This window comes from Archangium violaceum, from assembly GCF_016887565.1.
Classification (GTDB): domain Bacteria; phylum Myxococcota; class Myxococcia; order Myxococcales; family Myxococcaceae; genus Archangium; species Archangium violaceum_B.
In genome coordinates this window covers 4116673-4134125 of record NZ_CP069396.1, presented here as the reverse complement: position 1 = coordinate 4134125, position 17453 = coordinate 4116673, and the positions used below count along the sequence as shown (strand labels likewise).

Annotated in this window: 12 protein-coding genes; 7 read left to right on the top strand and 5 right to left on the bottom strand. The window is 67.8% G+C overall.

Annotated elements, in window-relative coordinates; all coding sequences use genetic code 11:
- Nucleotides 1-432 precede the first annotated feature (432 nt).
- The 3 genes from JRI60_RS17125 to JRI60_RS17115 are packed head-to-tail and all read left to right on the top strand — an operon-like array spanning nucleotide 433 to nucleotide 6426.
- Nucleotides 433-1803 (top strand): TolC family protein, encoded by a 1371-nt coding sequence (locus tag JRI60_RS17125; protein ID WP_204226936.1) that lies wholly within the window; start codon nucleotides 433-435, stop codon nucleotides 1801-1803.
- Nucleotides 1791-3167: an efflux RND transporter periplasmic adaptor subunit gene (locus JRI60_RS17120; RefSeq protein ID WP_204226935.1), complete on the top strand. Its 1377-nt coding sequence runs from the start codon at nucleotides 1791-1793 to the stop codon at nucleotides 3165-3167. The genes JRI60_RS17125 and JRI60_RS17120 overlap by 13 nt, the downstream gene beginning before the upstream one ends.
- On the top strand, nucleotides 3160-6426 hold the full coding sequence (locus JRI60_RS17115) for an efflux RND transporter permease subunit (RefSeq protein WP_204226934.1): 3267 nt from the start codon (nucleotides 3160-3162) through the stop codon (nucleotides 6424-6426). Before JRI60_RS17120 ends, JRI60_RS17115 begins: the two co-directional genes overlap by 8 nt.
- 2 nt (nucleotides 6427-6428) lie before the next feature.
- On the opposite strand, the gene JRI60_RS17110 is transcribed toward JRI60_RS17115, so the two are convergent.
- Nucleotides 6429-7601, bottom strand: a complete 1173-nt coding sequence (locus JRI60_RS17110) for a thiolase family protein (RefSeq protein ID WP_204226933.1) — start codon at nucleotides 7599-7601, stop codon at nucleotides 6429-6431.
- An 88-nt stretch (nucleotides 7602-7689) separates the two neighbouring features.
- On the bottom strand, nucleotides 7690-10080 hold the full coding sequence (locus JRI60_RS17105) for a 3-hydroxyacyl-CoA dehydrogenase/enoyl-CoA hydratase family protein (protein WP_204226932.1): 2391 nt from the start codon (nucleotides 10078-10080) through the stop codon (nucleotides 7690-7692).
- Between the two features lie 117 nt (nucleotides 10081-10197).
- Here JRI60_RS17105 and JRI60_RS17100 point away from each other — a divergent pair, with 117 nt between their 5' ends.
- The 4 genes from JRI60_RS17100 (at nucleotide 10198) to JRI60_RS17085 (ending at nucleotide 15583) form a co-directional block, all read left to right on the top strand.
- The gene (locus JRI60_RS17100) at nucleotides 10198-11952 is read left to right on the top strand and encodes a M1 family metallopeptidase (protein WP_204226931.1); all 1755 of its coding nucleotides are present in this window, start codon (nucleotides 10198-10200) and stop codon (nucleotides 11950-11952) included.
- 378 nt (nucleotides 11953-12330) lie between these two features.
- A complete protein-coding gene (locus JRI60_RS17095) occupies nucleotides 12331-13161 on the top strand; it encodes a DUF7151 family protein (protein ID WP_204226930.1) in 831 nt (276 codons plus the stop codon).
- Between the two features lie 233 nt (nucleotides 13162-13394).
- A complete protein-coding gene (locus JRI60_RS17090) occupies nucleotides 13395-15218 on the top strand; it encodes a hypothetical protein (RefSeq protein ID WP_204226929.1) in 1824 nt (607 codons plus the stop codon).
- Entirely contained in the window at nucleotides 15218-15583 is a 366-nt protein-coding gene (locus JRI60_RS17085) for a hypothetical protein (RefSeq protein ID WP_204226928.1), read from the top strand. The genes JRI60_RS17090 and JRI60_RS17085 overlap by 1 nt, the downstream gene beginning before the upstream one ends.
- A 74-nt stretch (nucleotides 15584-15657) precedes the next feature.
- On the opposite strand, the gene JRI60_RS17080 is transcribed toward JRI60_RS17085, so the two are convergent.
- The 3 genes from JRI60_RS17080 to JRI60_RS17070 form a co-directional block, all read right to left on the bottom strand.
- Nucleotides 15658-16466, bottom strand: a protein-coding gene (locus JRI60_RS17080) for an IS5 family transposase (protein ID WP_204226927.1) whose coding sequence is annotated in 2 segments (ribosomal slippage) — nucleotides 15658-16118 and nucleotides 16118-16466 — 810 coding nt in all. Because the reading frame shifts where the segments join, the coding sequence is not laid out codon by codon here.
- A gap of 76 nt (nucleotides 16467-16542) precedes the next feature.
- Complete coding sequence (locus JRI60_RS17075; protein ID WP_204226926.1) at nucleotides 16543-17094, bottom strand: GNAT family N-acetyltransferase; 552 nt, start codon at nucleotides 17092-17094, stop codon at nucleotides 16543-16545.
- A gap of 31 nt (nucleotides 17095-17125) precedes the next feature.
- Nucleotides 17126-17407: a GNAT family N-acetyltransferase gene (locus JRI60_RS17070; protein ID WP_204226925.1), complete on the bottom strand. Its 282-nt coding sequence runs from the start codon at nucleotides 17405-17407 to the stop codon at nucleotides 17126-17128.
- Nucleotides 17408-17453: the final 46 nt, after the last annotated feature.

Sequence of the window (17453 nt, the reverse complement as noted above, 5' to 3'; positions counted from 1 at the left end):
GGACGCGGCTCGGGAGCGGAACCCGCTCATGAGCCCACGAAGCGCCCACTGCGCGCACGAGGCGAAGAGCTGGCGCAACCGCCGGGAGTCGCCTGACGGACTCGGGCCGCGGCACGGAGAGCGTGACCACGGGGTTCGCATCGGGCATCGCATGCGCCGGGGCGAAGCTCCCGGCGAGCGAGAGGCACGCCAGCACCAACCTCAGCCAGCGAGCGATGTGATGCGAACGTCCGAGCATGCCGGGGCAGCCTAACCACGGGGACGAGGGAGTCAAACCCGCCCCCGAGGAGGCACTCGCCCTCCGGTACGGGACGTCTGTGCACGGACGAGCAGGTGAAACGTTCGGGGCCGGACCCCGCCGGGTCACAACGTCCGCTGCCGGGAGCCGGGGGGCTCCGCATTCACCCATGGGGGCCCATCTCCATCTGGCGCATGTTGCTGGCCCTCTTCCTGCTCACCGCCGTCCCCGCCGTCACAGAAGCCGGGGTGCCTCCACCAGCGGCCACCGAACCCGAGCTCGCCGAGGAGCTGATCACCCCGCCCGCTCCGGAGGTGGTGCTCACCCGGTGGGACGAGGCGGTGGGCCGGCTGCGGGCGCGCTCGGTGGAGCTGCGGACGGCGCTCGCGCAGCTCGAGCTGGCCGGAGCCCAGGCCCGCCTGACGCTCTCGCCCCTGCTGCCCGAGGTGCGCGCCTCGCTGTCCGCGCAGCAGCGGCTGGCGGGGAGGAACTCGCTCACCATCGAGGGGGGAGACGGAAACGTCGACGTGGACGAGGACGCGGACGAGTCGAGACCCACCTCGCCCCTGGTCTCGCTGCGCGCCAGCGCGGTGCAGACGGTGCTCAACGTGCCGGCCTGGCAGGCGCTGTCGGCGGCCCGGGCGCGGGAGCGCGCGGTCCATGCCTCCGCGCGGGACACCTGGAGACTGCTGGTACGGGAGCTCGCGCGAGGCCTCGTGGCGGTGGTGGCGGCCGAGCGGGTGGTGGAGCTCAACCGCATGGGCCTGACACAGGCGCTCGCGCGGCACCGGCTCACCCAGGAGGCGGAGCAACTGGGCTCCGGGCGCAAGCTGGACACGCTGCGCACGGGGAGGGATCTGGAGCTCGCACGCGCGGAGCTGCTCTCCAGCGTGGAGTCCCTGCGCCGCGCGCGCGATGGACTGGGGCTGGCGCTCGGAGCCGATGCCGAGGTGGGCCTCGCGCCTGGCTTCCGACTGGACGGCCTGCGCGACGAGTTGGCCACGCTGTGCCGCCCGCTGCGGGGCGAGCCCCGGGCGGACCTGGTCGCCGCGAGCCAGCAACTCCAAGCGGCCGAGCGCGAGGTGGCCGGGGCACGCGCGGCCTATGTGCCCACGCTCGGGTTGCAGAGCTCACTGACGGCCCTCTCGGTGGATCCGGGGGTGGCGCGCGTGAGCACGTGGAACATCGCGGCGGTGCTGGAGGTGCCCATCTGGGACGGAGGGACACGAGGAGCGACGGTGCGCGCGGAACGGGCGAACCTCGCCGTGGCCGGGGAGCAGCTCGAGTCCGTGCGGCGCACGCTGGGGGTGGAGGTGGCGAGGGCGCGCCGGGGCGTGGCACTGGCGGAGGCGCTGAGGGTAGCGGCCCGGCGCGCGCGGGATGCGGCGTCCCAGACGGACACACTCACCCAGGAGGCCTTCCGGGAGGGAGTGGCCACCAGCCTGGAGCTGGTGCAGAGCGCGGAGGAACTGCGCGAGGCGGAGCGCACGCTTGCCCTGCGCGAGCTGGACCTGGTGCAGGCGCGTGTGGAGGCGCTCATGGTGGAGGCCGAATGTCCTCTGTGACGGGTGGGAGGAGCCCACTCCGGGGGGTGTGCGCGGGGCTCGCGCTCCTGCTGGTGCAAGCGGCGTGTACCCGCGAGCCGGAGGGAGGCGGGGGCGGACGCGACGGGGGCAATGGAGCGGTGGCGGTGGACGTGAAGGAGGCGCGGCTCGGACGGCTGCGCGCGCCCCTCACGTTGGTGGGCCCGACGCAACCCGTGGAGCTGGTGGCGGTGCGCGCGCGGGTGGAGGGACACCTGGAGAAGCTCGCGGTGGACGTGGGAGACGCCGTGAAGGAGGGCCAGGAGCTGGGAAGGCTGAGCACGGCGCTCCTGGACGCGGAGGTGCACGAGACGGAGGCGGGGCTGGCCGAGGCCCGCTCGCAGGTGGCGAGCGCGGAGGCGGGCGTCGCCCAGGCCCGGAGCGCGCTGGAACAGTCGCGGCTCGCGCAGGCGCAGGCGCAGGTGGAGGCGCGGCGTTACGAGCGGCTGGCCAGACGAGGCATCGCCAGCCGCCAGGAGGCGGAGCAGCGCACCACCGAGGCCCGCACGGCGCGGCAGGCGGTCCGCGCGGCCGCCCAGCAGGTGCGCACGCAACAGAGCCTCGTGGCGGCGGCGAGGGCGCGGGTGAGGGCGCAGGCGGCGCTGCTCGCGGCGGCGCGGGAGCGACGCTCGTTCGCCAGCCTGCGCTCGCCCGTGAATGGGCGGGTGGTGGAGCGGTTCCACACGGTGGGAGACCTGGTGCTGGCGGGGAACGAGGTGCTGCGCGTGGGGGACTTCTCCCAGGTGGAGGTGGCGCTCTCCGTGTCCGAGCTGGAGCTCTCCCGCGTGAAGCCGGGACAACGGGTGCCCGTGCGCCTGGACGCCCTGGGAGACACCGCCTTCACCGGCACGGTGACACGTGTGTCGCCCCAGGCGGACCCGCTGAGCCGGCTGGTGCCCGTGGAGGTGGTGCTGGACAACCCCGAGGGCCGCATTGGCAGCGGGCTGCTCGCCCGGGTCCAGCTCGACAATGGAGGAGAGGAAAGACTGCTGGTGCTCGAATCGGCCCTCCGGGTGGACCAACCCGATGCGGGGAGTGGCCTCTCCAGCGCGCAGGGCGGCTCCGGGACTGGCGCCGACGACGGCCTCCTGGAGCCCCCGCCGGAGGAGGGACGCGTCTTCGTGGTGACGGGGGCGGCCGATGGAGGTGGAGCCCGGGTGGAGGAGCGGCGGGTGCGGCTGGGGGCGCGCGCCGACGGCCAGGTGGAGATCCTCTCGGGGCTGAGGGAGGGCGAACGGGTGGTGGTCCGCGGCGAACGGCCCTTGAGTACGGGGACCGAGGTGCGTCCCAGCGCCCTGTCGGACGGCCTCGCGCCGGAAGGTGGCACCGGGGGTGGCCGTGAGTGAGCGCGGACGACGAGGAGGTCTGAGCGCGCTGGCGGTGCGGCGTCCGGTGGGCACGCTGATGCTCGCGGCGACGGTGGTGGTGCTCGGGCTCTTCTTCCTCTTCCGCCTGCCGGTGGACCTGCTGCCCTCCATCACCTACCCGCGCGTCAGCGTGCGGGTGGACGCGCCCGGCGTGGCGCCCGAGGTGGCGGTGGAGGAGATCACCCGCCCGCTGGAGGAGGCCCTGTCGGCGACGGAGGGGGTGGTGCAGGTCTACTCGCAGACGCGAGAGGGGCAGGTCAGCATCAACCTGTACTTCCAGCCGGGCGGCGACGTGGACCAGGCGCTCAACGACGCCACGGCGGCCGTCAACCGCGCTCGCGGCAACCTGCCGGACACGCTGGAGCAGCCTCGAATCTTCAAGGTGGACCCATCGCAGCTCCCCGTCGTGGAGTTCGCCCTCACCTCCCCCGGCCTGTCCGGCCGGGCGCTGCGCATCTTCGCGGACGAGGAGCTGGCGCGCGAGCTGGCGGTGGTCCCCGGCGTGGCGGCGGTGGACGTGTCCGGTGGCGCGGTCGAGGAGGTCCAGGTGCGGTTGGACCTGCAGCGGATGCAGGTCTCCAGGCTGGGGCTCGTGGAGGTGCTTCAGGCGCTCGAGGCGGAGAACCAGGACATCTCCGCGGGGCGGCTGGAGGGTAGACGGGCCGAGTCGCTCGTGCGCACGGTGGGGCGTTTCCGGGACGCGGCCGAGCTCGAGCGCATCACCTTCCTCGTCGACAGCCCGCCACCGGAGGCCAGCACCGAGGCGTCGGAGCCCACCGTGGCGCCACAGCGGCGCAAGGTGTTGCTGGGGGACTTCGCCACCGTGGTGGACGGGACGGAGGACGAGCGCGTCTTCGTCACGCTCAACGGCCAGCCCGCGGTGAAGGTGAGCGTGCAGAAGCAGCCGGACGCCAACACCATCGAGGTGGTCGACGGGGTGAAGGCGCAAGTGGAGGAGCTGCGGCGCACGGGGAGGCTGCCGGAAGGCACGGTGCTCACGGCGACGCTGGACGAGTCCCAGTTCATCAAGCGCTCCATCCAGGACGTGGCGGTCTCGGGGCTGGCGGGCGCGGCGCTGGCGAGCCTCGTGGTGCTGCTCTTCCTCGGCTCGCTGCGGCAGACCTTCATCGTGGTGCTGTCCATCCCGCTCGGCACGCTGATGGCGGTGAGCCTGCTGTCGCTCGCGGACGCCTCGCTCAACATCTTCAGCCTGGGCGGGCTGGCGGTGGGCATCGGAGCGGTGGACAGCTGCATCGTGGTGCTGGAGAACATCGTGCGAGGCGTGGAGGAGCGGCGCCGGCGCGAAGAGGGCAATGGAGGCGCGGACACCCTCCCCCTCCCCGAGCTCATCCCCCTCACCCAGACCCGCGCCACCGAGCTGGAGTCGGCCCTGGTGGCCTCCACCACGACCAACCTGGTGGCCGTGGTGCCCTTCCTGCTCATCGGCGGCTTCGTCTCGCTGCTCTTCAACGAGCTCATCCTCACCGTGCTCTTCACGGTGGGCGCATCGCTCGTCACCGCGCTCACCATCATCCCCTCGCTGGCGGCGAGGCTGCTCGCCATCCGGAAGACGAGCGGCCTGTCCCGCCTGAAGCCGGTGCGCTGGTTCGCCGGCCGGGTGGAGCGCCTCACGCACGGGTATGGAGCGCTGCTCTCCCGGGCACTGGCCCACCGGCTGGTGGTGATCGCCGCGGTGTTCGCGGGGCTCGGGGTGCTCGCGGCGCTGCTGCTTCCCTTCCTCTCCACGGAGATCCTCCCGCGCGTGGGCACGGGCCAGGCGCGCCTCGTCGTCCAGCTCCCGCCGGGGTTGCCGATCGCGGACAACCAACGGCTGATGAAGCAGGTGGACGCGCTGCTGATGCGCCAGCCGGAGACGCGCTACGTCTTCACCACGGTGGGCGGCTTCCTCTTCGGCAACGCCACATCGGAGAACGCGCTGCGCTCCTCGAGCACCATCACCCTGAAACCAGGCACGGACGTGCAGGCCTACGTCGCCCGCGTCAACCGGGAGCTGGCGAAGCTCAACCTGGTGGGCATCCGGTTGAGGCTCGCGCCGGAGCAGATCCGCGGCCTCATCACCAGCAACTCGCCGGTGCGGGCCGAGGTGGACGTGATGCTCGAGGGCGATGACACCCAGGCATTGCAGCGCGCGGGACAGCAGGTGGTGGCCGCGCTGGACGCGAAGGCGAAGCTGGCGCGCTACCGCCCGGACGCGGACCCCGTGCAGCCCGAGGTACAGGTGCGGCGGGATCCGGAGCGAGCGGGGCTGCTCGGGCTGTCCTCCGGGGACATCGGCGAGGCGGTGCAGACGGCGCTCGAGGGCACCATCGCCACGCAGCTCCAACGGGGTGAGCGCCTGGTGGACGTGCGGGTGAAACTGGCGCGAGGGGCCCTGCGCACCCGCTCCCAGCTCGAGCAACTGCCGCTCGTCTTCTCGAACCAGGCGCCGGTGCGGCTCTCCGAAGTGGCGAGCGTGTCCGAGGGCACCACCCCGGCGGAGATCCAACGCATCAACCAGCGGCAGGTGTTCATCATCGCGGGAGACCTCGCGGAGGGAGCGAGCCTCGGCGATGCGCTGGAGGAGGTGGAGCGGATCCTCTCCGAGGTGGAGCTGCCGCGAGGCGTGTCGCGCATGGAGAGCAACGCCGCCCGGAGCAACCGGGAGCTGCAGCGCTCGTTGTTCGTGCTCGGCGCGCTCGCCGTCTTCCTGGTGCTCACGGTGATGGCGGTGCAGTACGACTCGCTCGTGGATCCGCTCGTCATCCTCTTCACCATCCCGCTCGCGCTGGTGGGCGGGACGATGGGGTTGGTGGTGACGGGAGTGGCGATGGGAGCCACGGCACTCATCGGCATGGTGCTGCTGGTGGGCGTCATCGTCGGCAACGGCATCATCCTGGTGGAGCTCGCCAACCAGCTCCGCGAGGAATCACCCGGGCTGTCACGCCTGGAGGCGATGCAACGCGCCGCGCCCATGCGCCTGCGCCCCATCCTCATCACCACGCTGCTGGCCACGCTCGGACTGGTGCCCATCGCGCTCGGCTTTGGCGAGGGCACGGAGCTGTTGCGTCCGCTCGCGCTCGTCACCCTCTCCGGGCTGAGCGTGGGCACGCTGCTCACGCTCTTCGTCGTGCCGTGCCTCTACGTCAGCCTGCACGCGCTCGTCGCGTGGCGTCCGGGGCACCGCCAGAAACACGACGGCCCCTCCCGTGTGCAACGGAAGGGGCCTCGTGAGGTGTGAACCTACTTCGCCAGCTCGATGAGCGCCGCGGCGCCCATGCCACCGCCGATGCACATCGTCACCACGCCGTAGCGGCCGTTGCGGCGCTTGAGCTCGCGCAGGATGGTGCCCACCAGACGCGCACCGGACACGCCCAGCGGGTGACCCAGGGCGATGGCTCCGCCGTTCGGGTTCACCTTGTCCATCGGGATGCCCAGCTCGCGGATGCAGTGCAGCGCCTGCGCCGCGAAGGCCTCGTTCAGCTCGAAGACGTCGATGTCCTCGACCTTGAGGTTGTTCTTCGCCAGCAGCTTCTTCACCGCGGGCACGGGGCCCACGCCCATGATCTCCGGCGGCACGCCGGCCACCTGGTAGTCCAGGAAGTAGCCGAGCGGCTTCACGCCGAGCTGCTGGGCCTTCTCCTCGCTCATCACCACCGCGGCGGCAGCGCCATCGGTCAGCGGGGAAGCGTTGCCGGCCGTCACCACGCCCTTCTGGTTGAAGGCGGGTTTGAGCTTGGCCAGACCCTCGAACGTGGTGTCCGGACGCAGGATGGTGTCCACGGACACGGTGACCTGCTGCGCCTTGCCCTCCTCGTCATAGACGGTGGTGGTGACGGGGAAGATCTCCTCCTTGAACTTGCCCTGCTCGCGGGCGGTGGCGGCCCGGCGCTGGCTCTCGTAGGCGAACTTGTCCGCGTCCTCGCGCGACACGCTGTAGCGCGAGGCGATGTTCTCCGCGGTGGCGCCCATGGAGGTGTAGACCTCGGGGAACTTCTCCATGATCTCCGGGTTGGCGCTGACCTTGTTGCCGCCCATGGGGACCATGGTCATGGACTCGGTGCCACCGGCGATGGCGACCTGGATCATCCCCGCCTTGATGGCCTGCGCCGCCTGGGCGATGGACTGCGTGCCCGACGAGCAGAAGCGGTTGATGGTCATGCCGGGAACGGTGTCCGGCAGACCGGCCAGGAGCGCGGCGTTGCGGGCCACGTTCATCCCCTGCTCCGCCTCGGGCATGGCACAGCCGAGGATGACGTCCTCGATTTCCTCGGGCTTCAGGCCGGGGACCTGCTTGACGGCCTCCTTGATGGCGAGGGCCGCGAGCGTGTCGGGCCGGGTGTCCTTGAACTCTCCCTTGTGCGCGCGGGTGAACGGGGTGCGCACCGCGCTGGCAATCACGACTCGACCGGGCATCTGTCTGTCTCCTCGCCCGGGGAGCAACCCCGGGCTTCAAAGTCTCGAATCACTGGATGACGTGGGAACAACCCGTAACGCCGCCGCCTCAGTTGCGCAGCGGCTTGCCCTTCTCGAGCATGTGCATCATGCGGTCCTGGGTCTTCGCCTCGCCGATCAGGCTCAGGAACGACTCCTGCTCCAGCTCCAGCAGGCGCTCCTCGGTGAGGAGCACGGAGGGGCTGGTGTCGCCGCCGGTGAGCACGCGCGCCAGCTTCTGGGCGATCTTCCGGTCGTGGGCGGAGACCTGCCCGTTGAGCTCCATGTCGTAGAGCATCATGTCGATGGTGGCGAAGCCGCTGGGCCCGGGCAGGCGGAAGCGGCTGGGCCGGGGCGGGCGGAAGCCCGCGTTGGCCAGGCCGAGCACCCGCTGCTTGGCGTCCGACAGCAGGAAGTCGCGGTTGGCGCTGATGCCATCGCTGGCCGTGAGGAAGCCCAGCTCCCGGGCCTCCTCGGCGCTGGTGGCCACCTTCGCGGTGCCGATCGACAGGAACACCTTCTTGATGAAGGGGAACGCGTCGAAGTCCTTGTCCGCCGAGTACGGGCCGTACACGTTGCGCAGGAGCTGCATGGTGCCGCCGCCGCCGGGGATGAGGCCCACGCCCACCTCGACGAGGCCCATGTACAGCTCGGCCGAGGCCTGGACGGCGTTGCCGCCCATGGTGACCTCGGCGCCGCCGCCGAGGGTGAGGTTGAAGGGCGCGGTCACCACGGGCACGGGGCTGTAGCGCATGCGCTGGTTGGCGGCCTGGAAGGCGCCGGCCATCTTGCGGATGGCCTCGAACTCCTCGCTCTTGGCGGCCATCAGCATGGCCATGATGTTGGCGCCCGCCGAGAAGTTCCCTCCATCGTTGCCGATGACGAGGCCGCGGAAGTTCTTCTCCGTCTCGTCCAGGGCCGTGTTCATCATCGAGATGATGTCATCGTCGATGGAGTTCATCTTCGAGTGGAACTCCAGCAGCGTCACGCCATCGCCCATGTCCCACAGGGTGGCGGAGTCATTGCCGGAGATCTTCTTGTTGCCGCGCTTGAGGTACTCCACGCGCGAGGTGCGGGCGTTCTCCGGCACCACCTTCACGGACTTGGAGGGGATGTCCCAGTAGGTGTCCTTGCCGTTCTCCACGCCGTAGAAGGAGGTGCGGCCGGAGGCGAGCATCTGCTCCACCCAGGCGGCGGGCTTGAGGCCCAGCTCCTTCATGCGCTCCAGGCCCTTCTTCACGCCGTAGGCATCCCAGGTCTCGAAGGGCCCGATGTCCCAGCCGAAGCCCCAGCGCATGGCGCGGTCGACGTTCACCACGTCATCGCCGATCTCCGGGATGCGCCGGCTGGAGTAGGCCAGCACGTCGAGGGTGATCCGCTCGGCGAACTTGGCGGCCTTGTCCTGGCCGTTCAGGACGGTGGCGACGCGCTCGCGCACGTTCTCCACGTCCTTGGCGGCGCCCAGGGACTCGTAGCGCACCTTGGCCTGGGGCCGGTACTCGAGCGTCTTGAGATCCAGCGCGAGGATGTCCTTGCCGCCGCTGCTCTTGTCCTTCTTGTAGAAGCCGCCGCCGCTCTTGTCGCCGAGCATGCCCTTGGCGACCATCTTCTGGAGGAACTCGGGGGCGGCGAAGACCTCACGCTCCTCGTCCTGGGTGAGCGTGTCGTAGCAGTTCTTGGCCACGTGGGAGAAGGTGTCCAGACCGACGATGTCGGCGGTGCGGAACACGGCGGACTTGGGGCGGCCCATGGCGGGGCCGAAGATCTTGTCCACCTCCTCGATGGACAGCTCCGCCTTCTGCATCTCCGAGATGGTGCGCATCATCCCGTAGGTGCCGATGCGGTTGGCGATGAAGTTGGTGGTGTCCTTGCCGTAGACGATGCCCTTGCCGAGCACCTCCTCGCCGAAGCGGTGGACGGCCTTCACCACGTCGGGGCTCGTCTCCGGACCCGCCACGAGCTCCAGCAGCTTCATGTAGCGGACGGGGTTGAAGAAGTGGGTGACGAGGAAGTTCTTGCGGAACTCGGCGCCCCGGCCCTGGAGCATGCCCTGGATGGAGAGGCCGGAGGTGTTGGAGCTGACGATGGCGTCCTTGCGGGCGTGCTGCTCCACCTTGGCGAAGGTGGCCTGCTTGACGGCCAGGTCCTCCTTGACCACCTCGATGACCCAGTCGCACTCGGCGATGCGGGCCATGTCGTCGTCGAAGTTGCCCACCTCGATGAAGGAGAGCACCTGCTCGGACACGATGGGGCTGGGCTTCTGCTTGCGCAGGTTGGCCAAGGCCCCGGCGGCGAACTTGTTGCGGAAGGCCTTGGAGGCCGTGTCCTCGCCGGGCCCGGCCTTGGGGGGCACGATGTCCAGCAGCAGAGCGCGCACGCCCGAGTTGGCCAGGTGCGCGGCGATGCCGCTGCCCATCACGCCCGCGCCCAGAACTGCCACTTTGCGGATCCGCGTCGTCATCGAAAGAGGCTCCCGATTTGAAAAAGGATGGCAGGAGACATTGCGCCGGTTGACTCAAAAGTCAACCGACTCTTGGGTCCCCCGTGTTGGCCGGTGGGGGGTAAGGTATTTGCCCCCATGGCCCGACTCGATCCCCACTCGTACAACGATGACACGCAGCCCGAGACCGAGACCCTCACCTGGAAGGCGCGCGTGGACTTTCGAACGCGCCGCCTGCACGCGGAGGCGACCCTCACCCTGAAGGAGGCCTCGGCGGGCCCCCTGGACCTGGACACGCGGGAGCTGGAGGTGCGCTCGGTGGTGGACGCCGAGGGCAAGCCCCTGCCCTTCCTGGTGTCGCCGCCGGAACCCATCCTCGGCAGCCGCCTGAGGGTGGAGCTGCGGCCGGGGACGAAGCAACTGACGATCCGCTACCGGACGTCCCCCCAGGCGAGCGCGCTGCAGTGGCTGACGCCGGCGCAGACGTCGGGAGGGCAGTACCCGTACCTGTTCAGCCAGTGCCAGGCGATCCACGCACGCTCGGTGGTGCCGGTGCAGGACACGCCGCGAATCCGCATCCGGTACCGGGCGGAGCTGACGGTGCCCAAGGAGCTGAAGGCGGTGATGGCGGCGGGCTTCACGGGACGGGAGGAGCACGGGGTGGAGGCGGTGGAGCGCTACGAGATGCCGCAGCCGATTCCGCCGTACCTGCTGGCGTTCGCGGTGGGCAGGCTGGCGGCCAAGGAGCTGGGGCCGCGCTCGAGGGTCTGGGCGGAGCCCGAGGTGCTGGAGGCGGCGGCGGAGGAGTTCGAGGACGTGGACGCGATGCTGCGGGCGGCGGAGGAGCTCTTCGGGCCGTATGACTGGGAGCGGTTCGATCTGCTGACGATGCCGCCCTCGTTCCCGTACGGGGGAATGGAGAACCCGCGCCTCACCTTCCTGACGCCGACGCTGCTGGCGGGGGACAAGAGCCTGGTGAGCGTGGTGGCGCACGAGCTGGCGCACTCGTGGACGGGCAACCTGGTGACGAACGCGTCGGCGGAGCACTTCTGGCTGAACGAGGGCTTCACGGTGTTCGCCGAGCGGCGCATCATCGAAGCGCTGTACGGGGCGGACGTGGCGCAGCTGCACTCGGCTCTGGGCCGGCGGGCGCTGGAGGAGGCCGTGCACCACTTCCGGGCCCATCCGCAGCTCACGGCGCTGCGCACGCACCTCAACGGGGTGGATCCGGACGAGGCGTTCTCCCAGGTGCCGTACGAGAAGGGCTACCTGTTCCTGAGGGCGCTGGAGGACGCGGTGGGCCGGTCGGCCTTCGACGGCTTCCTGAGGCGCTACCTGGAGGCGCACCGCTTCCAGGCGCTGACCACGGAGCAGTTCACGGCGTTCGTGGAGAAGCACCTGCCGGGGGCGCTGGCGAAGGTGGACGCGGAGACGTACCTGAGCAAGCCGGGAATCCCGGCGGGGGCGCCAGTGCCGCGCTCGGAGCGGCTGGAGCGCATGGGGCAGACGAAGGGCAAGGTGCCGTCGGCCGAGGAGGTGAAGGACTGGACCCCGGCCGAGTGGCAGCTCTTCATCGAGTGGCTGCCGCAGGGGACGTCGCGGGACGTGTTCCGGCAGTTGGACGAGCGCTTCCATCTGACGAAGAGCCAGAACTCGGAGGTGCTGGTGTCGTGGCTGGCGGCGGCGCTCAAGGCGGGCTGGGAGCCGGCGCTGGGCCGCACCGAGGCCTTCCTGGGCGAGGTGGGACGGATGAAGTACCTCAAGCCGCTCTACGGAGCGCTGGTGGCCACCCCCGAGGGCAAGGGCATCGCGCGAGGCCTCTTCAAGCGCTACGGCGAGCGCTACCACCCCATCGCGCAGGCGGCCGTCGAGTCCATCCTCAATCGCGCGTAGCCGTGAGTCAGCACACGCTCCAATCTTCAGGGCTCCGGGTTCCAAGAAACCTGGAGCCTTTTTGTTTTTCCGGAGAGCGCAGGAGCCAAGGAGCCATTCGGGTCCCGGCTGGTTGAATGCCATCTCAGCGAGCCTTCATGGCTGGCTTGAGCTTATACTTCCTGCCCGAGACAACGTCTCAAGTCCAACGGTAGAGTTTGTCCACACTTGGATGGCCCGTGTTGCTGCAAGTCCATTCTTGACAGGCCCAGACGAGGAAGTGCTGGTCTCCCGACCGAACACGTTCTCATTCCAAACATACCAAACAATCGAGCTCATCCAGTGAAACGTTATTCCCGCGTCGGAAGAATTGTATCCAGGTCCATAGCCTTTAGCGGCATGTTGTTGGGTCTTCTTGAGTCTGGAGTGGCTCACGCCCAGACGAGCCCTCAGCAACTCGACGTCAAGAATGTCGAGGTTGAGTATAAGACGATGGAAGGGAAGCTCTTCCTCTACATCTATGGTCAAAACTTCGGCACTTCCGCGCCGACCGTGCAGTTGGCTGGGTTTACGCTATTGATCCGGCAGAACGCGAGCGGTTTTGTGGTTGCCGAAGCCCCCATCTTCCAGCCTGGTTCATATCGCCTGACGGTATCAGCCGGCTCGGAGTCCACCCAGATGGATGCTTTTGAGCTCACTTTGGGGGCTCAAGGGCCGAAGGGAGACAAGGGGGAGCCGGGCCCGGCGGGTCCACAGGGTGTACCCGGTCCTCAAGCTCCCGAAGGACTGGCAACCCTGGCAAAAACCACCCCCGAGTCTGCAGGAACGAACTGCGCTGCGGGCGGCACGAAACTGGAATTGGGCGCTGACGCCAACCGTAACGGAGTACTCGATATCTCCGAGGTCGACTGGACTCTGACGAAGTACCTGTGCAACGGAGAGAAGGGTCTCCAAGGACCTGAGGGTCCCAGAGGAGGCTTCGCCGGTTGTACCCGGCGTGTCGGAGCGGATTCAAAGGCCAAATACTACTCGGCGGGCTCATGGGCTTATTGTGATACCGGTGAGATCGTCACCGGCGGAGCATGTTTTATCGTGGGTAGTGCTACGGCCGGTACCGCGGCGAGCATCTCCTCAAGCGAAGGGAGGGAGGCCTACGTGTGCATCGTTTCTGGCCCCTCCACTGAGACAGCGACCGTGCGAGCCCAAGCCATTTGCTGCAGGACCTATTGAGTTACGCATACTCATGGATGTGTGGGCGGCGGCAATGCCTCGAAGCGTTGCCGCCTCCTGCGGCACGAAGACGCCGTCCGGCACAGCGAGTGGAAGTGCTGCGTGACCTGCAGGAACGAGCCAGACGAGGCAGCGGCTCTGGCGCGGGTGTTCGCTCAGACGCACCGCAGCCCCGTTCTTCCTACGCACGGTACTCTTGAGTATCGTCTCCGTCCTAGGGAGAGAGGCTCTCGATGTCGCACAAACGCTGGTACACGCGGCAAGCGGTCATCATCCACCAGGGGGAACTCACACCGGAAGAACGGGCTCGGGCCCGGAATCCGAGCGAGCTGCGCTCATTCTTCACTCTGAGCAGCGGGACCGAAGGTCTGCGCGACTGGCAACTCGAAGAGATGGCCGCCGCCACGGGAGCCCCCCAGTCACGTCTGACGGATCGGAACAGCGTCCGCGCGTACGTCCTGCGAGCCTTCTCGAACGGGCAGCTCGTGGCCCTGCGGCGAACGAACGAAGTCGCGAGCCTGTCGCAATCGCACCTTCCATCCGCGCCAGAAGGTGTTTCCAGCGGACAGCTCATCGGGTCCGCCCGCGTCGGGCAAACGCGCTCCACTGAAACGACGGTTCTGCTGCCGCAAGTCATGTCCTCACCTGCGGTCGCCACCATGGCGAAGGCGCGTCCAGAAAAGCAGAGTGACTTCGTCATCAACGTTGGGCAGGACGCATTCGTCGTTTCGTTCGAGCTGCTCCCCGATGTCACGACAACCGCCAGCGTGCGCGTTGTGGTCTCGCCGGCCGACTACTCTCGCGCCTACCAATCGCAGCCCAAGTACTGGGACGGCAAGGGCCGGGAAGTCGACCGGGATGAACGATGGAAAACGATGGGCACCTGGAGTGTGCCGGCGGCGCCATTTACGCAGACGATACATCTCGGGAACCGCGCGAATTTCGATCCCATCGACCTTGAGCGGCTACCCGAAAAGCAAGCGACGGTGTGGACCTTCGACCTGAACAACGACGGGAAGCCCGACTTCTCCATCCGGGTCTCGTTCAGCTCCAGCAACATCACCCGCGAGTACGACTTCACGACGTACGACAACAGAAACGTCAGCAAGTTCGGCTTTCACTTCATCCAGAACGACGCATGGAAGTACGAATACCAAGGCAACTGGGCTCCACGCCGCAAGCCAGACGACTTCATCGACTTCCTGGGTGACATATTCTCATCGAAGACGACATGGGAAATCGCCATCACCTCGATTCCAGTCATCGGAGAGATTGTCCTCCTGGGTGAAGCAGTCACCGAGTATTCGATTTTTGGTGACAAGCTATCCGCTGGGGAGCGAGTGATTGCCGGGCTCGCGGCCCTCTTGCCCGTTGCCGCGGGAATCCTGGCCAAGGGTGTATCGCGGACCGGCGCAAACGTGGCCAAGGTCGCCGCGAAGCTCGGGCGCAGTGAGGAGGAGGTGATTGCTCTCCTACGCGCCGCCGAAAAGCAGAGCGCCGAAGCAGCGAATGTCGAGAGGTGGCAGGCGACGCTCAAGGCTGGTGGGAAGCTGACTGCCGAAGAGGTTGCTCGACTCCAGCGAATTCTGCGCCAGGTGGAGGCGGACAACCGCGTCTTCCGCGCCGCCGAACAGGAACTGGGCCTGAGCCGGATCCTGCGCCGCGGTGGCAAGGTAGAAAGCACGGGACCCGTGACGCTCAAGCGACTGCGCATCGTTCTGGGCAATGCGGGCGTGAGCCCATCCGGGTACCGTCTTCGCAAAGTAACGAAGGCGGAGTTGGAGTCCCTCAAGAAGGCTGGCGTCGATCCTTCGACGATTTATGCTTGGGTCTCGCGTGATGCGAACGGTGCCCTCATCAGAGATGCACGCGGACGACCGGTGATCACATTTACAGAAAAAGGCCTCTCCTCCCTGGGGGAGGCCGTCAAGAGCTTTGGTCACGAGGCGAAGCACATCAAGGACTTCGCCGCTGGCATGATAACCTCAAGCGAGGCGCTCGCGGAGCGGGCCGGCGAAGAACTCTGGGCCCTCGTGAAGAAGAGACTGGTGAGGTGATGGCACGTCGCTGGATCGAGGCAGGGGGAGCCTTCCAATTTCCATTCATGGGCGCGGCGAGCCGTTCGCTGCAAGGGGAGCGGGGAATCGTCTGCCCGAAGTGCGCGCAGGCGACACTACGCGCCTACTTTCATGCTTTCGACCGTGAGAAGGACGTGGGGACGATCTGGGTCTGGTGCCCGAAATGCCGCACGACGACCCATCTGCCCCGCGTGATCCCCAAGGTGGCACTGGGACCGGATCCGTTCTCGGAACTCTCGAGGGAGGAGTTCGCGCGATTGGAGACGGAATCAGGCGAGCACCTCCTCGACCGGCTCGACCGCCTCTGGATGCAGGGCCAATTGGGCCCGCGAGGCGATTTATGAGGGTTGTCGCGCTGGGGCCCGTACGACGGCTCGCTTCTGGCGGAGGACAAGGGCCGAAAGCCAGATAAGAGCGCCTAACAAAAATCAGGATTGAGGCCTCGGAAGAGTATCAGGCAGCAGCCCAGAACGAGGAGGCCGAAGTGGATATCGTCCCGCCGTTCATCTCGCACGCGCAGGCGCCGCTGTTGGTTCTTCCAGGCGATGGTTCGCTCCACCACCCAACGATGTCGCCCCAGCCGCTGCTTCAATTCGACGCCGGGCCGCGCAATGCGCGCGGTAACGCCGCGTCGGCGCAAGCCCTGCCGGTTCTTGCGCGAAGAGTACGCCTTGTCGGCGTGCAGTTTGCCGGGCCGATGACGGGGACGACCACGGGGCTGCTTCACATCAGGCACAGCATCGAGCAGCGGGAACAGCTCGTGCGTGACGTGGACGTTGGCCCCTGTCAGACTCTCTGCCAGCGGCTGGCCCTTGGCGTCTACGAGAAGATGATGCTTGCTGCCCGCCTTCGCTCTGTCCGTCGGGTTTTTGCCCGTGAGGGCCCCCCTTTTGAGGCTCGGACCGCTGAGGAGTCGAGTGAGGCACGACGCATGTCCACCTGGCCGCGCTGTCCAAGTTCGTTGAGCAGGACGCGCTGGAGCTGCTCGAACACCCCAGCGCGCGTCCACTGCTCCAAGCCTCTCCAGGCCGTCATCCCTGACAAGCCGAACTGCTTCGTCGGGAGCATCTCCCAGGGGATACCGGTTCTGAGCACCAAGACGATGGCCTCCAAGGCGGCTCGGTCGTCTGCCCGTGGTCGACCACGCCCGGACTTCTTCTTCTTGGGAACCGGCAGCAGTGGAGCGACTCGCTCCCACAGCGCGTCCGGTACGAGTTCGCGAGCCATGGGCCCCAGGTGCTCATGGCCCTCCCATTCGGCCACCGTACCGTCCACCCTCAAACCTTATTTTTGTTAGGCGCTCTTATTCCGGCGAAGTGGAACACCCTGGCCGTTCAACTGGGGGTGGCACGAACTCGTCCGCGAGCAGATCCAGCAACACGCCGTCGTGCCAGGTGCCGTCAGCGCCGCGCTCGTATTGACGCATGGTGCCGACCGGCCGGAAGCCAACCTTCTCGTACGCCCGAATCGCACGGGCGTTGTCCGCGGCGGGATCGATGACCAGCCGATGGTGACCCCGCTCCTCGAACAGGTAGACCGCGAGCGTGCGAATGGCTTCGGGAGCGAAGCCTCGCCCCCACGCCTGCGGGCTCAAGAACAGGTCGATGCTCGCATGGCGGTACTGAGGATCGAGCTCTTCGCCAAACTGGATCGCTCCGATGACGCTGTGCTCGTGCTCGATCACATAGACGGTGACGTCCGGATCCGGTGCGATGAGCTCGGACTCGACCTTGCTCTCGTCGAAACCCGGCCACCACCGGGCGACCGCTGGATCCGACAGGATGGCCAACAGGGGTGCGAGATCCTCCGGTCGGGCGGGCCGGAGGAGTAATCGTTCGGAGCGTAGGCTCTTCATTGCGGCATTCTACGGCGACATACGTGCCACTTCACCGGAAGATCTCGCTTGCGCGCCTGAACTGAGAGACCGAACTCCTCGATGGATCGCGTCCGTCCCTATCCGAACGGCGCGCGAGCACGGCTTCGCGCTGAAAGCCGAGCTTCTGGGGCACCCTGGCGCTTCGTTCGTTGTCCGGCGCGCAGTGGATCTCCAACCCGATTTCCCGACTCAGCGGGCCACTGCGGACATGGAGTCCGGTACCGCCCAGCACTCGCTCTTCCTTCCGGTCGAACACCGCCAGCACGAAATCCTGGCCGAGATCGAATTGCACCCGGAACCTTCGCAACAAGGCGATCTTCTCGTCGATCGTCTGCGGC